We start from the raw sequence: 16,519 nt of genomic DNA on the forward strand, positions 1-16,519 counted from the left end.
GTTAAGGAAGCTAGGTAGCGAGTTCCTAGTTTCTAGGAAAAGCATAAGAGCAAACGGTCACTTCGGTGGCCGTTTTTTATATTGTTATAAAATTAATAATGCTCTGACATTGTTAATACTCAATCTTTACAAAAAAGACGTACACTATCAGAGAAACTCAACTAATAGATACGATATTGTATTGAATGATAGGGAAGGTAGTATGAAAACGTCAGTGAGCCAGTTTCTCTCAAAAACCAAAATTTTCTCCAAAGTTTCAGGAGTTGTTTTAGGTTTAGCTTTTTCTCAGCAAGCCTTAGCGTCATGGCATTTAGATCCTTTACATTCAGAGCTGCATTTTGTGACCGTGAAAAACTCGGCGGTGACCGAGGTTCATAGCTTTCGTACCATCGATGGAATGGTTAATAATCAAGGTGTGGCAGTAGTTGATATTGATTTAGCCAGTGTGAATACACATATTGAAATTCGCGATGAGCGTATCAAAGATATGCTGTTTAATGTGGTGAATTACCCAGAAGCGAGTTTAAGTGCCCAGGTTGACTTAAAAGTGCTCAATGGCATGAAAGTGGGGGAAATCAAAACCGTTCCACTGACCGTTGATCTTTCTTTGCATGATCACCAACAGAAGATCGACACTAAGGTCTCGGTTACCGCGTTAAATGATGGAGCATTTCAAGTAAATACTCTTCAACCTATCATCATCAATACCGCACAGTTTGAATTGACTGATGGAGTAAAAGCACTACAAGATGTCGCTAAGCTAGATTCGATTGCCACAAGCATTCCTGTTACGGCTCAATTTGTTTTTCAACCTGAGTGATCAGCAATAAAGGTATATTAATATTTGCATCTTTTTAGCTGGATTTGTGCTCTAATGCGCACCTAATTTAATCCTATGTCAGAGCGAATGTTTCCTTGTTTGAGGTAGGACAGGTCAAAAGAGTGTTATGAGTAAAAAATATAGCTTTCAATTAATCGAGAAGCGTAATGGTTGGGCAGCAGAAATCATTCGTCACATTACTTCTCGCAGAACGATTGTATCTAAGCGTCAACTGGGTTTTGCGACAGAAGCTGAAGCAACTGAGTGGGCAGAAAAAGAGTTAGTGGAATTTCAAAAGATTCAAGCGGAACGTAATAAACGTCGCTCTGCTAGCAAGCGTAAAGACGAAGAGTAATATACCCGTCGTACTTGAAGCTACAGTTTTGTTGTCGGCGTTCATTCGCCCCAATCGAATAGACAAGCTATGCTCATGGGGTCTCATTCACTTGTCGCCTCACTGTAACTTCAATTACTTAGGATATACGATGATTTATCGCGATTATTTGAGCCAAGCTTAGGTAGTTCTAGCCCAATAAAAACGGCCACTTCAAATGAAGTGGCCGTTTTTGTTACTCACAAGAGTTACTCTTAAGCGCAGCTTTCTACCCACTGTCTGACTTGTGCAAATGGGTATTGTTCTAGCTTGCCGTAACCATCCATCTTACTTGCTTTAAGTTGAGTGCTTAATGGGGTGGCAATTCCACAAAGAAAGCGAGTTTGAGCTTCGAGGCTTAAAGTCCATTGTTGCGATTTTTCATGTTGGCTAAATGCTTGTCGGTAAGGTTTTAGCCAGTGATTTACTTTCTCAATTTCAACGTCATCTAGGTAGGGTGAAGGCAGTGTTGCAACCTTTCCGCGACAAACACTACAGTGGCCACAAGCATTTGGAACATCATGATCCAAAAAGTAGCTCGCTAGCTTGGAGCTCAGGCATGACGGGCTTTCAAACAAATTAATCAGAGTTTGAATTCGGTTTAGATCACCATGTTCCTTTTGCTTAAATAGCTGAGATAACTCTTGTGCGATCACCTGATGGTCGTGCGTGATTTCTGGAGAGTTGAGAACCTGATAGACATCGGTGATTTGCTTGCTTTCTAACTCAATCAACCCTTGTTCATGGAAATAATCTAAGGCTGCTACCACACGAGAACGTTCGGCTTGATAACCCATCCACAGCGCATCAAAGTCAACACTTCGCCATGTTTTGGCGATTTTGGAACAGTTAAAAATCGCTTGTATGAACTGGCGTCTTTCAGCATGTTTTCCTTGCTCTGGGAAGCGTGACAAAATCTCACTTTCACTGACAATATGCTTGAAACGATAATCGGCAAAGTAGCTATATTTGGCTCGAATGACTTGCTGTAGTTCGAGGTAAACTAGCAGAGTTTTTAGCGGAAGTTGGCGGATATTGGAATCGCGAGATAAACGAATCAGCATCACTTCCCATAGTCCAGAAGTACTTTGTTCATCAAAGATCGATTCCAGTAACCATTGAATCGATTGAGGATCAGGGGTGTCACCATAGACAAAGTTTTCTAATACATTAATGCCAGATTTATTGGCAAGCACGGTACAGTAAGAAGGCTGCCCATCTCGCCCTGCGCGGCCAATTTCTTGCGAATAGTTTTCTATCGATTTGGGTAGGTCGTAGTGCACGACACGGCGAATATCTGATTTATCGATTCCCATACCAAATGCAATGGTTGCCACAATACAAGGCACATCGCCATTCATAAACTGCTGTTGAATATTTTGCCTAATATCAGAATCTAAACCTGCGTGATAAGCCAGAGCATTAAGACCATGATGTTGCAAATGCTTAGCGACTTGTTCAGCGGTGTGCTGCAAGGTGACATAAACAATGGTTGGTAAGTTCGCTTCGGTACAAAGAAGATCAACCAATGCTTGAGGTTTTTCATCTTCTTCACAAGGCAGCACGCTAAGGTCGAGGTTAGGGCGATAGAAGCCCGTTACCGTGATGTGCTGTTTATCAATATTGAACTTACGGCTCATGTCCTCAATAACACTCGGCGTGGCGGTTGCGGTAAGCAGTAAAACTTGTGGGATGTTTAAACTTTGGCAATAAAAAGGCAGCTTGAGGTAGTCTGGGCGGAAATTATGTCCCCATTCAGAAATACAGTGCGCCTCATCAACCACTAGCATTGAAATGGGGACTTGTGAGATAAATTGACGGAAACGCTCATTTTTAAGCCGTTCAACCGAGATCATCAAAACTTTTATCTCACCATTGCGAACTTGCTGCATAATGCGGTTAGTGGTTTCTCTATCTTGGCTTGAATCGACCGATGCGGCGGCAATGCCTTTACTATGCAAAAACTCGAGCTGATCTTTCATTAACGCCAGTAGTGGTGAAATCACTAGTGTTAGGTGAGGTAACAAAATAGCGGGTAATTGGTAGCATAATGACTTACCTGAGCCGGTAGGAAAAATCGCTGCGGCAGAATGGCCTGATAAAATAGTGTCGATGACTTGTTGTTGGCCACCACGAAGGTGGTCAAAACCAAAGTGTTCTTTTAACGCTTGTTGAATCGGGCTCATAAAAATCCATCTATTGGCGGTTGGTGTAATACTCGTAGCGATGACGCATCTTAGTGTATACCCAAGTAACTTTAAATGATTAATCAAAAAGGTTATCGAGCTTTTCTATGAATAAAGAAACTTTACATCAAGCAATCATTAAAGCTCTGATAAATATCCATGATGTCGCGCATCAAGCCACGCAAACTGCGATCAGTGCGGCAACCGACAAGCAGAACATACCAGAACATAAATACGATACCTTGAGTTTGGAAGCGGCGTATTTAGCGCATGGCCAAGCGCAAAGAGTTCAGCAGTGCTTGCAAGATATTCAGGCATTTAAGGCTTTGCCAATTAAAAATCTATCCAGACAAGATCCCATACATTTAGGGGCCTTAGTTGAGCTTTACGAAGAACAAGCTGATATCAATAAATGGTTCTTTGTCAGCCCTGTTTCTGGTGGATTAACGCTTGAGTTTGAAGGGCAAAGCATTCAGATGATCACCCTTGATTCACCTTTAGGCAAGGCATTGAAAAATAAGTTGCTAGGAGATGAGTTTGAATTAAATATAGCAGGTACAACAAGGTGTTATGAAGTGGTCGCATTATTCTAATTGATATCCTTCGTACTTGAAGCCGCAGCTTTGTTGACGGTGTTGCGGTCAATCGAATCAGCAAGCTATGCTAGCGGGGACTCATTTATTTGTCGTCTATCTACTACTCCAATTAATTTGAGTATATATAATTTCACGTATTGCTGACGTTAAGCGATATAATCTTGCTATTGTTTCAACATACAATTTTATAACAACTGTATTTACTCATCTCTAATGAGGCTATTTAAATGAATAAAACACTTTTGGCGATATTACTGGCACTGTCTTCGTTCTCTGCTTTGGCTCAAGCGCCACGTTGCGATATCAATATTAATAATGAACTACATCTTAAAGATGATGTGGTTTCGGTTTATCAGCAAGGTGAGCCAAAAGTAGTGATTGACCAAGATAATCAACTATTTATCAATGGTAAAAAAGTCGATTTGAATCAGATGCAGCAACAAGCGGTCAAAACGTATCGTGAAAAAGTCAGCTTGTATGTACCGAAAGCTAAAGACATTGCCGACCAAGGTGTTGAGCTGGCCAATGAAGTGATTGATGATGTGAGCGAGTCTTTTAACGATCCGGATTCATTCAATAACTTGAAAAAAGCCATGGGTGATTTCTACTCTGACGTTGAGTCTCGTTACTACAATGATGGCGAATGGGTATTGAAAAAAGATGCAGTAAGTGAAGCTATTGCCAATTGGAAAGCCGATTCTGCAGCAGCGATGCAGCGTTTTAATGGTGAGTTTTTCTCAAGTGCCTTTGCGGTGCTATCTGAAAAAATGAAAGCTGATGGTAGTGTGAATTTAAGCGAGCTACAAAACCAACTAATTAATTTAAAATCGAAAGTAGAAAAGAAATTACAATCACAATCTGTAGAGTTACAAAAAGAAGCAACGGATTACTGCGTTGATTTACAAGGTATTGCCAAAGATGAAGAAACACTTCATCAGCAAATTCCTGAATTAAAAGGTTATGAAGTGTTTGTGATCTAACGTTGTAGAACGTGGCAGCACTATTTTAAAATAACTTCACTAATGCCAACTATTGAAAGGTAGTTGGCATTTTTTATGAGACTTAATAAGCAATTTACTCTGTGGTTAAGGTATTCTATTTGTAGTTTATTGGTAACTCAGTTATAACTTTTACTAACATCGTCAATGGATTGACGTGGATAATTCCAAACATCTAAGGAATGGATATGAAGGTACAACACTACGCAGGTTTGATATTACTGCTTTCTTCATCAATGGTGTCGGCTGCGGAAGCTTCTTCTGAATCAAAAGGAAAGTGGCACGAAGGTTTCTCTGGTACTGCGATGTTATTGTTTGGTGTTGCACAATCCGATTCTCAAGCAGATTCAGGAAACGACACTTTAGATTCGCTAGATGATAAAGGCGATACCAAAACCGAAGCTTTTATTTATCCGGTGGCCGCAAGTCAGGTTAATTACACCTTTAAGGGCGGTAACCAACAACTCTTCATGGGAGCCAGTAATGCGGATATCGCCCTCGGTCGCCCGAATTTTCAGATCGGTTATGGCCAGCATTTTGAACAGGTTGGCACCTTCAAAATTTCATATATTCCCGGTTTATTGAAGAGTACTACTTGGGAAGATCCCTTCTTAGTTGGTAGTAAACGTCAAGAAACAGATCAACGTATCCAAGCCGCTCGATTTCAATATCAAGAGATTTTAGGCACTGGACTCGGCTTTGAATTGGCTACGGGTCAGAGAAAAATTGATGATGAATTAAGTGCGAGCAATTATAACCCGGATGTTCAATCTCAATTAGATCGAGAAGGTGACCTTTATTACAGTGAGCTTTCCTATTTGACTCCGCTCACGCCACGATTATTCCTGCGCAGCTCTGTTGCCTATTTAAAACAAAATGCCAAAGGCGATGCAATGGCATCGGATACCTACACCGGCCAGCTAGTGGCGGTTCAGAAGTTCGATAGTTCGGCTTTAACCATAAGCATTAAATACCAATACTCTAAGTTTGATGACACTCACCCGATTTTTTTAGAAACTCGGGAAGATGATACTGTCGGTGTACTTGCGACTTATACTTACGACAATATTTTTGACTGGCCTGGGGTGGGGGTTGCACTGATGGGTGGGTTTACTGAAAAAGTATCGAACATCGACTTTTATCAAAGTAGTAACCTAGTGTTAGCGAGTGGGGTTCGATATGTCTTCTAAGTATGCTTCTTTTGCTATCGTGAATAACAGCGGTTAATCGTTATGAGTAGGGTTAAATGGATTTTACCGACTTCAATATTCATATTTCCCTTTGGGATGACTTCTGTTTGCGTGGCAGATGAATTAAAAAATATTGGGAAAAATTACTATGAGGAGCTATTAGCTTCAGCGGTGATTCTGTCTGATAGCGACCTCATTTCTTTAGGCATTAAAAGTTTTGATCCCAATGAAGTATTTAAAAGCGAAGATGAAAATTTAGGTGCTCAGAGCGCTTTAGATGCTCGTAAAAAAATATCGGTCTATAACTTACCTATCCATTTTGAAATAGCCGGTGCACATCCAGATTTTCAACATGATATTACTTTGAAATTTAGCTATTTTTCATATAGTGAAAATATCAATTTAATCGAAAATGCTCCATCAGATCGCTTCAAGCAAGAAGTGTTTTCTACCTACCTATCGTACACCCTTGAGTACTCTATTACCGAGCGATGGAAGCTAGCCTACGGGGTCGGCTCTTATTTAATGTATGCCGATAATGATTACCGCTTTAGAAGTGCTGAATCACAACAAATTCAACCTCAGCTAGATCGCTCATTTTCAAATATGTCTATCTGGTCGACCTCTATTGAGCCGTATGTCGAATTTCATTATAACGTTGATACTGGTTGGGGACGTTGGGCGTTAATGAGTCAATGGCACTATTTTGCTGGTGTAAACTGGGACAAAATAACAGAAGGATCTTACGGTACACCGGAAGGCTGGCGAGTGAGTAACGGGGTACAAGTTGAATATGATCTGGCAAATTTTGAGCAATTTAAACCTGCGTTGTATTCCAGTTTAAAACGTATCGATATTGGGCATGATGCCACCAGTATTCTACAAACTAATTCTTATTATGAAGCAGGTATCGGTATTACTTGGGCAAATGTCATTGATTGGGATTTTATTGATACCGTAGGCGTTGGTATTAACTTTAACTATGGTAGTTCGTTAAGAGGGGGAAGCTTGCTGTTCTATATTAACCCTTTTAATGGGTGATGGTTATTGAATCAATGAATCTATACCGATTAAAAAATAAATGGTTTATTAAGCTCTGCTTGTTAAATTGTTTGATTATTTTTTCTATGCCGGCCGTTAACGCTCACAGTGGCGTAAATGGGGTATGGGAAACACTTTGTACTTTTAATGGGGTGAAATTAGTACAAGTTGAAGGTGAGTCAGAACATTTACAACCGTCTTCTTCTGGTCACTGCGTTTTCACTTGCGCGTTAGAGGTTGATGTCAGTGATGTTCAATTTCTAAGCCAATATCGAATCATACAAACCCTAGCTTTTAAGCAACCACCACTGCCAAATGAAAATGACTTTTATCCATTTGGTAGCCCACCTAGAGCCCCGCCTCAACCATCATAATTTATCTATTCGATGTAAGCTTATACCCAAGTTGGAACTGTTTATTAATACGCTTGGGTATTGGTATGATTTTATTATGATTTAAGGAAATATCATGCATTCTGCTACTCGCAGTGTTCAGCAAGGCGTGGTTAACTCTGCGCAAGAAAAAAGAAACTTTTATTTTATGGCTTGGCGTTGGCACTTTTACGCTGGGTTATTTGTGGTGCCCTTTATGTGCATGCTCGCGATCACCGGGCTTATTATGTTGTATGGCCCACAAATAGAGTCGGCTCAATATGGTGATAAGATTTATGTTGAGCCGTTATCTTCTCAAGTTGAGGCGAGTGAGCAACTAGCAGCGGTTCAGTTAGCCTACCCTGATAGTACAGTGAAAGAGTTTATTCCAGCTCATGCTGCCAATGAAGCAAACCGCTTTGCCATCGTAAAACCGGATGGAACGGGCTGGTTTGTGTTAGTTAACCAATATACCGGGCAATTACAGGGAGAGATTGACCGCGATAACTTATACGCTTTAGCCAATGAGATTCATGGCACTTTATTGATTGGTGATTTAGGCGATAGGCTAATTGAAATTGCAGCAAGTTTAGCGATTGTCTTACTTATTACGGGTTTATACATGTGGTGGCCAAGAGACAATGCCAGTAAAGCTGGTTTTTTCAAAATAAGGCTGCAAAGTGGTAAACGTATTTTTTGGCGCGATCTTCATGCCAATATTGGTGGGGTAACCAGTCTTTTTTTACTGTTCTTTTTGATTACAGGGTTATCTTGGGCTGGAATATGGGGCGGTAAGCTCGTATAAGGTTGGTCTACCTTCCCAGCTGAAAAATATTATGGTATTCCAGTATCAGACAAAACGCATGCCAGTATGAACCACGGCAATGAAAAAGAAGTCCCTTGGAATCTTGAGCAAGCTCCGATGCCGATATCAGATAAGAAATTAGATAGTGAGCCTCAAGACGTTGATCTACACGCGGCTCATAATATGACTATGCCTAAAGCGCAATACAGTGTCGCAGCGCAAGATCTCGATACAGTGATAAACACCGGACAACAATTGGGTTTCGGTTACTTCCGAGTGATGTTACCAACCGATGATACTGGCGTTTATACTTTGTCTGCCGATACGATTAGTGGTGATATTCATGATCCGACTCAAGATCGTACCGTTCATATTGACCAATATTCTAAGCAAACCATTATCGATTTTAATTGGGATGATTATGCTCTAATGGCCAAGTTTATGGCGGCGGGTGTAGGGTTGCATGAAGGTGAACTCGGCTGGTGGAATAAAGCATTAAATACTGCGCTTTGCCTAATGTTTATGTTTATCTCGGTGAGTGGTGTGGTGATGTGGTGGCTACGCAAACCCTCTGGCGCTGGAAGATTAGTGCCTCCGCCTATGCCCAAAGATACTCGATTATGGAAAGTTGGCACGTTTGTTATGATTATTACTTCTGTCGCTTTCCCTATGGCAGGATTGGCGATTATAAGTATGCTGTTACTCGACTTTATTGTGTTATCACGAATTCCTGTAATTGCTAGATTGGTGAAATAGCCTTAAGTTTTAATTTTAAAAAGCCGCAGCACTGAAGTTTTCGAAGCACTAGTTTTCGCAGTGCTAATTTGAAAGTGACTGCGGCTTTATTTTTTTTCGAGTTAAGCGAAAGATAGGCGTTATGGTTCGTGACTATCTAAATTGTTTCACTTCAGGCAAGTAATCAAATCCGGCACTAGCAAGTTTGTTGATTAAGGCTTGTTTATCAATATCAAAAGCTTTGACTAGGTTATCTAGATCACCATATTCGTCGCGTAATTTCATATTGACGATACTCATCAGCATCACTGGATCCATGCTTTCAAAATTGGCTAAATTCATGGCAATTCTCCTTAAGCTTGAGTGATACTAGTCTTCAAAATCTGAAATTAACAAATTGGCTGCAGCAAAGGCCGCTCGCTCACGTGTTTCTTTTGGCAGGTTTTCATCGGCGGCGATATCGTTGAAGGTTTTTACCGCGCAAGTGATGGCTTGAGGAATGTAGCCTTGATCGCCACTACCAATTTGAGCATAGAGTTCGCGAACTAAATCGCAGCAGTCATAAATTTTCATCATTTTCTCTGTAAAATTAAGTGATAAAAAAGGCGAACCTAAGCTCGCCTTTTTATTCTTCATTAATTATTTGATTTGAGCTTTTAGGTGCTCGACGATGTTATCCATCGCAATCGCTACTTTGTCGCCATTTTTGCGATCTTTATATTCAAAGTTGCCTTCATCCATACTGCGATCACCGATCACAACCGTATGAGGAATACCGATTAACTCGATATCTTTGAACATCACACCCGGACGCTCTTTGCGATCATCAAACAATACTTCAATACCAGCGGCGGTTAGTTCTGCGTACAGTTTTTCTGCCGCTTCTTTAACGCGCTCTGATTTGTGCATATTCATTGGAACGATAGCCACTTGGAATGGGGCAATTGCATCTGGCCAAATAATGCCTGAATCATCGTGGTTTTGCTCAATCGCAGCAGCCACAACGCGTGTTACACCAATGCCGTAACAACCCATTTCTAGAATGACGTTCTTGCCGTTTGAATCAAGTACGCCACAGTTCATTTTTTCTGAGTAGTTAGTACCTAATTGGAAGATATGACCGACTTCGATACCACGCTTAAGTTGTAGTGTGCCTTTACCACATGGGCTTGGATCGCCTTCAACTACGTTACGTAAGTCTTCAACCTGACCAAGCTCAACGTCACGACCCCAGTTGATTCCGAAGTAGTGTTTGTCATCAATGTTCGCGCCTGCGCCGAAATCACTCATTACCGCGACTGCACGATCAACGATAAAGGGTAGCTCAAGACCAACAGGGCCAAGTGAGCCAGGACCTGCACCAACTAGCTGACGAATTTCTTCTTCGCTTGCCATTTCTAAAGGAGCAGCAACTTGTGGTAGGTTTTCCGCTTTGATTTCGTTGAGTTCGTGATCGCCACGAATGATAAGCGCAATGATCGGTGCATCGACTTCATCAGAGGCTTTAACGAATAGTGTTTTAACGGTTTTTTCAATCGCTAGGCCGTGCTGTTCAACAAGCTCTGCAATGGTTTTTGCATTTGGCGTATCGACTAGTGTCATTTCTTGGCTTGGAGCTGCACGTTCTGTTGTTGGTGCTAGTGCTTCTGCTTTTTCGATGTTCGCTGCGTAGTCTGATTCGGTTGAGAACACGATCAAATCTTCGCCACTTTCGGCTAATACGTGGAATTCTTGAGAACCGTTACCACCGATCGCGCCGCTGTCGGCTAGAACTGGACGGTAGTCTAAGCCCATGCGGTCGAATGCTTTACAGTAAGCATCGTGCATCGCATCGTAAGATTGTTGTAAACCATCTTTATCGATATCAAAGCTGTAAGCATCCATCATTGAGAATTCACGAGAACGCATGACACCAAAACGTGGACGACGCTCATCACGGAATTTGGTTTGGATTTGATATAGGTTCAAAGGAAGTTGTTTGTACGAGCTTACTTCGTTACGAACAAGGCTAGTGATCACTTCTTCAGCCGTTGGGCTAAGCACGAATGGGCGAGAGTGGCGATCGGTAAAGCGAAGTAGTTCAGGGCCCATTTTTTCAGAGCGGCCTGTTTCTTCCCATAGCTCAAACGGTTGAACTACCGGCATTAAGGTTTCAATTGCACCTGCATTGTTGATTTCTTCACGAATAATGGTTTCAACTTTACGCAGTACGCGTAGACCGGTTGGTAGCCAAGTGTAAAGACCTGAAGCTAGTTTACGGATCATACCGGCACGTAGCATCAGCTGGTGGCTGATCACTTCTGCATCGTTTGGCGTTTCTTTTAGTGTAGAAACAAGGTATTTGCTGGTGCGCATTTTTGTACCCGCTTATTTATAGAGTGTTAATAATTGAATGCCAAAATCAAAGAGGCAATTTAGCCCGTAATAATAGCAGCACTGAGGTTTTCTCAAAAGTGTTCGATAGAAGTTACATGGATGAAATTGCGATTTATTTCCAGATTATGGCTGCTGTCATCGCTTTCTACTTTAAATTTAACGTTTAGGTCGAATAAGTGAGTGGAATACTCTTTGTCATCCGCTTTGTTTTTCTTGTAAGCCGGACGAGGATCTTGCGCTAAAACTTGCTCTATCACCGCCTGAATATGCTGACCATTTGAGTGTGCTTTCAAGCTTAATTGTGCGGAAGTCGAAAACACCACCGGCAATACATCCGGCTCACTTTCTGCAAATCCACCAATGGCATCGATAATCGAGTCAGAGTAGGGGATGTAAGGTTTGATATCGATGATGGGTGTGCCATCCACTAAATCAACACTGCCTAGTTCTATCCAGGTTTGATTACCTTGTTGCGTGATGCCTTTTATTTCTACCGCAGACATGCCTATGCCATTGGGTCGAAATGTTGATCGTGAAGCAAATACGCCAATTCTTTCATTGCCACCTAACCTAGGAGGACGAACAGTCGGCTTCCAACCTGCCTCTAGGTTTTGATCAAATAAGAATAATAACCACACATGGCTAAATTGCTCTAAACCACGCACTGCTTCCGGTGAGTTGGCTTCACCGAGTAACTCAACTCGTGCGTTGGCGGCAGGCGCTAGTCTAGGCTGCCTTGGCACTGAAAATTTTTCTTTATAAGGAGAGTGGATTCTCCCTATGGGATCAATGGAATAAGTCATGGCTTTAGTTTGTTAAACATTGGTAGGTTAATCATAACGATAAATAAACGGCGATGGAAAATAATCTACCATTGATCTAGATCACACTTTTTATAAAGTTGTTTCATAGCTAAATTTTATTCAATTAGAGTAAGTTTTAACCTATATAGTTCTGCTATTTTATTGAAATTACAATTTTTACTGTTTAACTTTAGTTCTATTGCTGACTTTATATTTCAATGTTGTCACACTTATTAACATTTTATGCTTTTCTCGATTATATTGAGTCACGTACTCTTAGCGACCTTTTGTTATACCAGTGTTAAAACGCTGGATGTCATTGACTAGGAGGTCCCGATGACAACTCAAAATTCGAGTAAGCCGTATGGCTCGAAGAAAACGCTTTTTACCCGCTTTTTAGACTCGGTTGAATACTTAGGAAACCTATTACCCCATCCCATCACTTTATTTGCCATTTTTTGTGTCGCTATCCTGATTTCATCTGGGATCGCCGGCTATTTTGGGGTATCGGTTGTTGATCCACGCCCTGAAGGGGCAAGTGGCCGTTCTGCCGATGGTATTATCCATGTTGTGAGCTTACTTAATGCAGAAGGCTTACAGCTAATCGTGACCAATTTGGTGAAAAATTTCACCGGTTTCGCCCCTCTAGGTACGGTACTTGTTGCTATGCTGGGGGTGGCCATTGCTGAACACTCTGGCCTTTTATCTGCTGCAATGCGTGGCATGGTTATGGGTGCCTCTAAGCGTATGGTCACGTTTACGGTTATCTTTGCTGGTATTATTTCTAATACGGCTTCTGAGCTTGGCTATGTGGTACTTATCCCTCTTGCTGCGATGTTATTCCATTCACTAGGTCGTCACCCATTAGCGGGCTTAGCGGCTGCGTTTGCGGGGGTTTCTGGTGGGTATTCTGCCAACTTATTGATTGGTACGGTTGATCCACTGCTTTCTGGTATTACAGAGTCGGCAGCACAAATGATTGACCCAACTTATACGGTTGGTCCTGAAGTGAATTGGTACTTTATGTTCATTTCGACTTTCTTTATTACAATTGTAGGTGCTTTCGTTACTGAGAAAATTGTTGAGCCTAAGCTAGGTGAATACAAAATTGAGGAAGCGGCTGAAGATTTATCGCAAGATAAAATGGGCAAAATCACCGATATTGAAAAGAAAGGCTTAAAAATGGCAGGCCTTGCGACGCTCGTTGTTTGTGCGTTGTTAGCGTGGACGATTGTTCCTGAAAATGGCGTGTTACGTAATCCTGTGACAGGCGAAGTGGCCGGTTCTCCATTCTTGAAGAGCATTGTGGCTTTCATTTTTGTCTTCTTTGCTATTCCGGGTTTTGTTTACGGTAAAGTAACGGGCAGCATGAAAAGTGATCGCGATGTGATTAATGCAATGTCAAAATCGATGTCTTCAATGGGTATGTACATTGTGTTGGTGTTCTTTGCGGCGCAATTTGTTGCGTTCTTTAAGTGGACCAACTTTGGTCAAGTATTCGCGGTTGGTGGAGCAGACTTCTTACAAACCGTCGGCTTAACTGGCCCAGCGTTGTTCTTTGCTTTCATCATTATGTGTGGCTTTATCAACTTAATGATCGGTTCTGCATCGGCTCAGTGGGCGGTAACCGCACCTATCTTTATCCCAATGTTGATGCTAGTCGGTTATGCACCAGAAACCATTCAAGCGGCTTACCGTATTGGTGACTCGGTAACGAACTTAATCACGCCTATGATGAGTTACTTTGGCTTGATTCTGGCTGTGGCATCGCGTTATGTGAAGAACCTAGGTATTGGTACGCTAATCGCAACCATGCTTCCATATACGCTATGTTTCTTAGTGGGTTGGAGCATCTTGTTCTACATCTGGGTATTCGTATTTGGTCTACCTGTAGGTCCTGGTGCAGCGACGTACTATACGCCTTAAGATATCGTTATAACGTCATTTGAAGCGTTAACAAAAATCCCCAAACGATGTTGAATTGCTTGGGGATTTTTTATGCATGAAGCTATAATATGAAGCTATGTAAGTGGATTGGAGCTTACGCGTATTGCTTCATTAACATCAGCCACTGTAATTGCTGCTGTTTAAAGTGTTGCTTCATTTTTTGATAGCGCAGCTTTAAAACCGCATGTTCATATTGCTCCATCATCTTTTGTTTCTTGCCATGCATCAGCTGCTTCTTCAAGTCGTAATACTCGGTCATTTGAGCGATCAGAGCATCATATTCTTTGTGCATTTTCTCGATAACATCGTGTTGATTCGGCAGATGGCGAATTTTCTGTTTGGTGTCATTGAGCAATTGTAATGCTTTGGCTTTTTCGATTTTATCCGCCGGTGTAATACGCAACTTTTCGGTTAAGTTTAACCATGAGCAGGTTTTGATTAGCCATTTTGTTGGATCGTATTGCCACCAGTGAATGCCATTTCGGTAGTCATTTTCAAATATATGATGGAAATTATGATAACCCTCACCAAAGGTTAGTACTGCTAACACACTGTTATCACGAGCAGTATTTTTATTGGTATAAGGCTGGCTTCCCCAAATATGCGCTAGAGAGTTTATAAAGAAAGTCGTGTGGTGGTTTAGCACTAAACGCACTGCGCCAACCATTAAGAGCATGCCAATAATATCTTGGTAAATGATGCCTAATAAAAGTGGAACTCCTAAGTTCATTAACAGAGCAAGAGGGATATAGTATTTATGCTGCCACATGACAACCTTTTCTTTTTGTAGATCTCGGCAGTTGGAGTAATCTGAATAAACTTCAGCGCTTTGGTAGTGGCGCAACATCCAACCAATATGAGAAAACCAAAAGCCACGCTTAGCGGAGTAGGGATCTTTGTCGTTATTATCAACGTGGCGGTGATGAACACGGTGATCTGAAGACCAATGAAGCGCGCTATTTTGCAGAGCAAACGCGCCACCTAAAGCAAAAATAAACCGTAAAGACCAATGAGCTTGATAGGTTCGATGCGACCACAAGCGGTGATAGCCAGCTGTGATGCATAGATTACAAAAGCTAAAGGTGACTAGGAGCCACAGCCAATGTGCCGCGGTAATGCCATTGCTAATAAAGTAAATTGGCGCAACAACTACCGCAAGCAACATACTGCTAGCGAAGATGAAGACATTTAACCAAATGAAAGGAGGATTCTGTGTTTTCATAAATGACCAAGTTTCAGGCTACAAGTGTACGCCAGAATATCAGCTTACACATGTAAGTCTAGTGGCGTGTGTGATCAATATTACTTAGATCACATGAAGAATTTGTTTCAATCCATTTCCTTTTCAGCAAAATCGAGGTACAAAAAAGGGCAGCCGAAGCTACCCTTTGTAATTAGTAATGTAACTTTAATGCTGGATTACCAACCTTTAACAACGCTGCCGTTAAACAGTTTCATTGCTTCTTGGTAAACTTCGTCTGTTTGGTATGCTTTCACAAAGTTCTTCACGTTTTCGCTATCGGCATTGTCTTCACGAGCAACGATTAGGTTTACGTATGGAGATTCTTTATCTTCCACAAAGATACCATGTTCTTCAGCCGTTAAACCGTTTTGAGCCGCGAACGTGTTGTTGATGATCGCAATGGCTACGTCTTGTAGTGAGTTTGGTAGTTGTGGGGCTTCTAGCTCAACAAAATCCAATTTCTTAGGGTTCTCTACGATATCAAGAGGCGTTGCTTCAAGACCTGCATCCGCAGCGAGTTTGATTAAACCTTTCTCTTGTAGAAGTAATAACGCACGACCTTCATTCGTTGGATCGTTTGGAATCGCGATGCTATCGCCTTTTTTCAACTCATCAAGTGATTTGATTTTTTTCGAGTAACCTGCGATTGGGTAAACGAAAGTATTGCCAACCGGCTTAATTTCGTAGCCACGGTCTTTGATTTGCTTATCAAGGTATGGCAAGTGTTGGAATGCGTTTAGGTCAATTGAACCATCATCTAAAGCAGCGTTAGGAATGATGTAATCAGAAAAGATAGTGAGCTTCACATCCAGGTTGTATTTTTCTTTGGCAACTTTTGCTGCGACTTCTGCAACTTGTGCTTCTGGGCCTGCAATCACACCTACGTTGATGGTGTTATCGGCTGCATTAGCAGCGCCAGTTAAAAGTAGTGAAGTAGCAACCGCAGCTGCGCTAAATAGGCTTTTCAATTTCATATACTAATCTCCATGTATAAAAATGCATTCTTTATGACTATATCCTTCGTACTTGAAGTTG

15 protein-coding genes and 1 pseudogene are annotated in these 16,519 nt (G+C 41.5%); 9 read left to right on the forward strand and 7 right to left on the reverse strand.

Annotation, left to right across the window (positions count from 1 at the left end; genetic code table 11):
• The first annotated feature begins 202 nt into the window (after positions 1-202).
• Positions 203-820: a YceI family protein gene (locus tag K358_RS0110895; RefSeq protein WP_051241286.1), complete on the forward strand. Its 618-nt coding sequence runs from the start codon at positions 203-205 to the stop codon at positions 818-820.
• Positions 821-947: 127 nt separating this feature from the next.
• Positions 948-1,175 (forward strand): DUF3622 domain-containing protein, encoded by a 228-nt coding sequence (locus K358_RS0110900; protein WP_027696850.1) that lies wholly within the window; start codon positions 948-950, stop codon positions 1,173-1,175.
• Between the two features lie 233 nt (positions 1,176-1,408).
• On the opposite strand, the gene K358_RS0110905 is transcribed toward K358_RS0110900, so the two are convergent.
• Complete coding sequence (locus K358_RS0110905; RefSeq protein WP_027696851.1) at positions 1,409-3,379, reverse strand: RecQ family ATP-dependent DNA helicase; 1,971 nt, start codon at positions 3,377-3,379, stop codon at positions 1,409-1,411.
• Between the two features lie 107 nt (positions 3,380-3,486).
• Between K358_RS0110905 and K358_RS0110910 the strand changes: the two genes are divergently transcribed.
• From K358_RS0110910 to K358_RS18390, 6 genes and pseudogenes are all read left to right on the forward strand, one after another.
• Entirely contained in the window at positions 3,487-3,972 is a 486-nt protein-coding gene (locus tag K358_RS0110910) for a GreA/GreB family elongation factor (RefSeq protein ID WP_027696852.1), read from the forward strand.
• Between the two features lie 230 nt (positions 3,973-4,202).
• Positions 4,203-4,955: a DUF2884 family protein gene (locus K358_RS0110915; protein WP_027696853.1), complete on the forward strand. Its 753-nt coding sequence runs from the start codon at positions 4,203-4,205 to the stop codon at positions 4,953-4,955.
• Positions 4,956-5,161: 206 nt separating this feature from the next.
• Complete coding sequence (locus K358_RS0110920) at positions 5,162-6,163, forward strand: DUF2860 family protein (protein ID WP_027696854.1); 1,002 nt, start codon at positions 5,162-5,164, stop codon at positions 6,161-6,163.
• 96 nt (positions 6,164-6,259) lie between these two features.
• A complete protein-coding gene (locus K358_RS0110925; RefSeq protein ID WP_027696855.1) occupies positions 6,260-7,204 on the forward strand; it encodes a Solitary outer membrane autotransporter beta-barrel domain in 945 nt (314 codons plus the stop codon).
• An 86-nt stretch (positions 7,205-7,290) separates the two neighbouring features.
• Positions 7,291-7,578: a hypothetical protein gene (locus K358_RS18815; RefSeq protein ID WP_156888722.1), complete on the forward strand. Its 288-nt coding sequence runs from the start codon at positions 7,291-7,293 to the stop codon at positions 7,576-7,578.
• 94 nt (positions 7,579-7,672) lie between these two features.
• Positions 7,673-9,136: pseudogene (locus K358_RS18390) on the forward strand (PepSY-associated TM helix domain-containing protein).
• A 132-nt stretch (positions 9,137-9,268) separates the two neighbouring features.
• Here the strand turns inward: K358_RS18390 and K358_RS0110940 are convergent.
• The 4 genes from K358_RS0110940 to tsaA all read right to left on the reverse strand — a co-directional run bounded on the left by K358_RS0110940 (position 9,269) and on the right by tsaA (position 12,294).
• Complete coding sequence (locus K358_RS0110940) at positions 9,269-9,457, reverse strand: DUF4250 domain-containing protein (protein WP_027696856.1); 189 nt, start codon at positions 9,455-9,457, stop codon at positions 9,269-9,271.
• 27 nt (positions 9,458-9,484) lie between these two features.
• A complete protein-coding gene (locus K358_RS0110945) occupies positions 9,485-9,688 on the reverse strand; it encodes a YaeP family protein (protein WP_027696857.1) in 204 nt (67 codons plus the stop codon).
• A 66-nt stretch (positions 9,689-9,754) separates the two neighbouring features.
• Positions 9,755-11,470 (reverse strand): proline--tRNA ligase, encoded by a 1,716-nt coding sequence (locus K358_RS0110950; RefSeq protein WP_027696858.1) that lies wholly within the window; start codon positions 11,468-11,470, stop codon positions 9,755-9,757.
• A gap of 92 nt (positions 11,471-11,562) precedes the next feature.
• The gene (tsaA, locus tag K358_RS0110955) at positions 11,563-12,294 is read right to left on the reverse strand and encodes a tRNA (N6-threonylcarbamoyladenosine(37)-N6)-methyltransferase TrmO (protein WP_027696859.1); all 732 of its coding nucleotides are present in this window, start codon (positions 12,292-12,294) and stop codon (positions 11,563-11,565) included.
• Positions 12,295-12,630: 336 nt separating this feature from the next.
• Between tsaA and K358_RS0110960 the strand changes: the two genes are divergently transcribed.
• Positions 12,631-14,220: an AbgT family transporter gene (locus K358_RS0110960; protein ID WP_027696860.1), complete on the forward strand. Its 1,590-nt coding sequence runs from the start codon at positions 12,631-12,633 to the stop codon at positions 14,218-14,220.
• A 115-nt stretch (positions 14,221-14,335) separates the two neighbouring features.
• Here the strand turns inward: K358_RS0110960 and K358_RS0110965 are convergent, their stop codons facing one another.
• Positions 14,336-15,463 (reverse strand): acyl-CoA desaturase, encoded by a 1,128-nt coding sequence (locus K358_RS0110965; protein ID WP_027696861.1) that lies wholly within the window; start codon positions 15,461-15,463, stop codon positions 14,336-14,338.
• Positions 15,464-15,660: 197 nt separating this feature from the next.
• Complete coding sequence (metQ, locus tag K358_RS0110970) at positions 15,661-16,458, reverse strand: methionine ABC transporter substrate-binding lipoprotein MetQ (RefSeq protein ID WP_027696862.1); 798 nt, start codon at positions 16,456-16,458, stop codon at positions 15,661-15,663.
• Between the last annotated feature and the right edge of the window lie 61 nt (positions 16,459-16,519).

This window comes from Vibrio litoralis DSM 17657 (assembly GCF_000426765.1).
Taxonomy (GTDB): Bacteria; Pseudomonadota; Gammaproteobacteria; order Enterobacterales; family Vibrionaceae; genus Vibrio; species Vibrio litoralis.

Bases quoted from the DNA above. Each gene is read 5' to 3' on its own strand.
- K358_RS0110895 (WP_051241286.1), top strand. From the start codon at position 203: ATGAAAACGTCAGTGAGCCAGTTTCTCTCAAAAACCAAAATTTTCTCC.
- K358_RS0110900 (WP_027696850.1), top strand. From the start codon at position 948: ATGAGTAAAAAATATAGCTTTCAATTAATCGAGAAGCGTAATGGTTGG.
- K358_RS0110905 (WP_027696851.1), bottom strand. From the start codon at position 3,379: ATGAGCCCGATTCAACAAGCGTTAAAAGAACACTTTGGTTTTGACCAC.
- K358_RS0110910 (WP_027696852.1), top strand. From the start codon at position 3,487: ATGAATAAAGAAACTTTACATCAAGCAATCATTAAAGCTCTGATAAAT.
- K358_RS0110915 (WP_027696853.1), top strand. From the start codon at position 4,203: ATGAATAAAACACTTTTGGCGATATTACTGGCACTGTCTTCGTTCTCT.
- K358_RS0110920 (WP_027696854.1), top strand. From the start codon at position 5,162: ATGAAGGTACAACACTACGCAGGTTTGATATTACTGCTTTCTTCATCA.
- K358_RS0110925 (WP_027696855.1), top strand. From the start codon at position 6,260: ATGACTTCTGTTTGCGTGGCAGATGAATTAAAAAATATTGGGAAAAAT.
- K358_RS18815 (WP_156888722.1), top strand. From the start codon at position 7,291: ATGCCGGCCGTTAACGCTCACAGTGGCGTAAATGGGGTATGGGAAACA.
- K358_RS0110940 (WP_027696856.1), bottom strand. From the start codon at position 9,457: ATGAATTTAGCCAATTTTGAAAGCATGGATCCAGTGATGCTGATGAGT.
- K358_RS0110945 (WP_027696857.1), bottom strand. From the start codon at position 9,688: ATGAAAATTTATGACTGCTGCGATTTAGTTCGCGAACTCTATGCTCAA.
- K358_RS0110950 (WP_027696858.1), bottom strand. From the start codon at position 11,470: ATGCGCACCAGCAAATACCTTGTTTCTACACTAAAAGAAACGCCAAAC.
- tsaA (WP_027696859.1), bottom strand. From the start codon at position 12,294: ATGACTTATTCCATTGATCCCATAGGGAGAATCCACTCTCCTTATAAA.
- K358_RS0110960 (WP_027696860.1), top strand. From the start codon at position 12,631: ATGACAACTCAAAATTCGAGTAAGCCGTATGGCTCGAAGAAAACGCTT.
- K358_RS0110965 (WP_027696861.1), bottom strand. From the start codon at position 15,463: ATGAAAACACAGAATCCTCCTTTCATTTGGTTAAATGTCTTCATCTTC.
- metQ (WP_027696862.1), bottom strand. From the start codon at position 16,458: ATGAAATTGAAAAGCCTATTTAGCGCAGCTGCGGTTGCTACTTCACTA.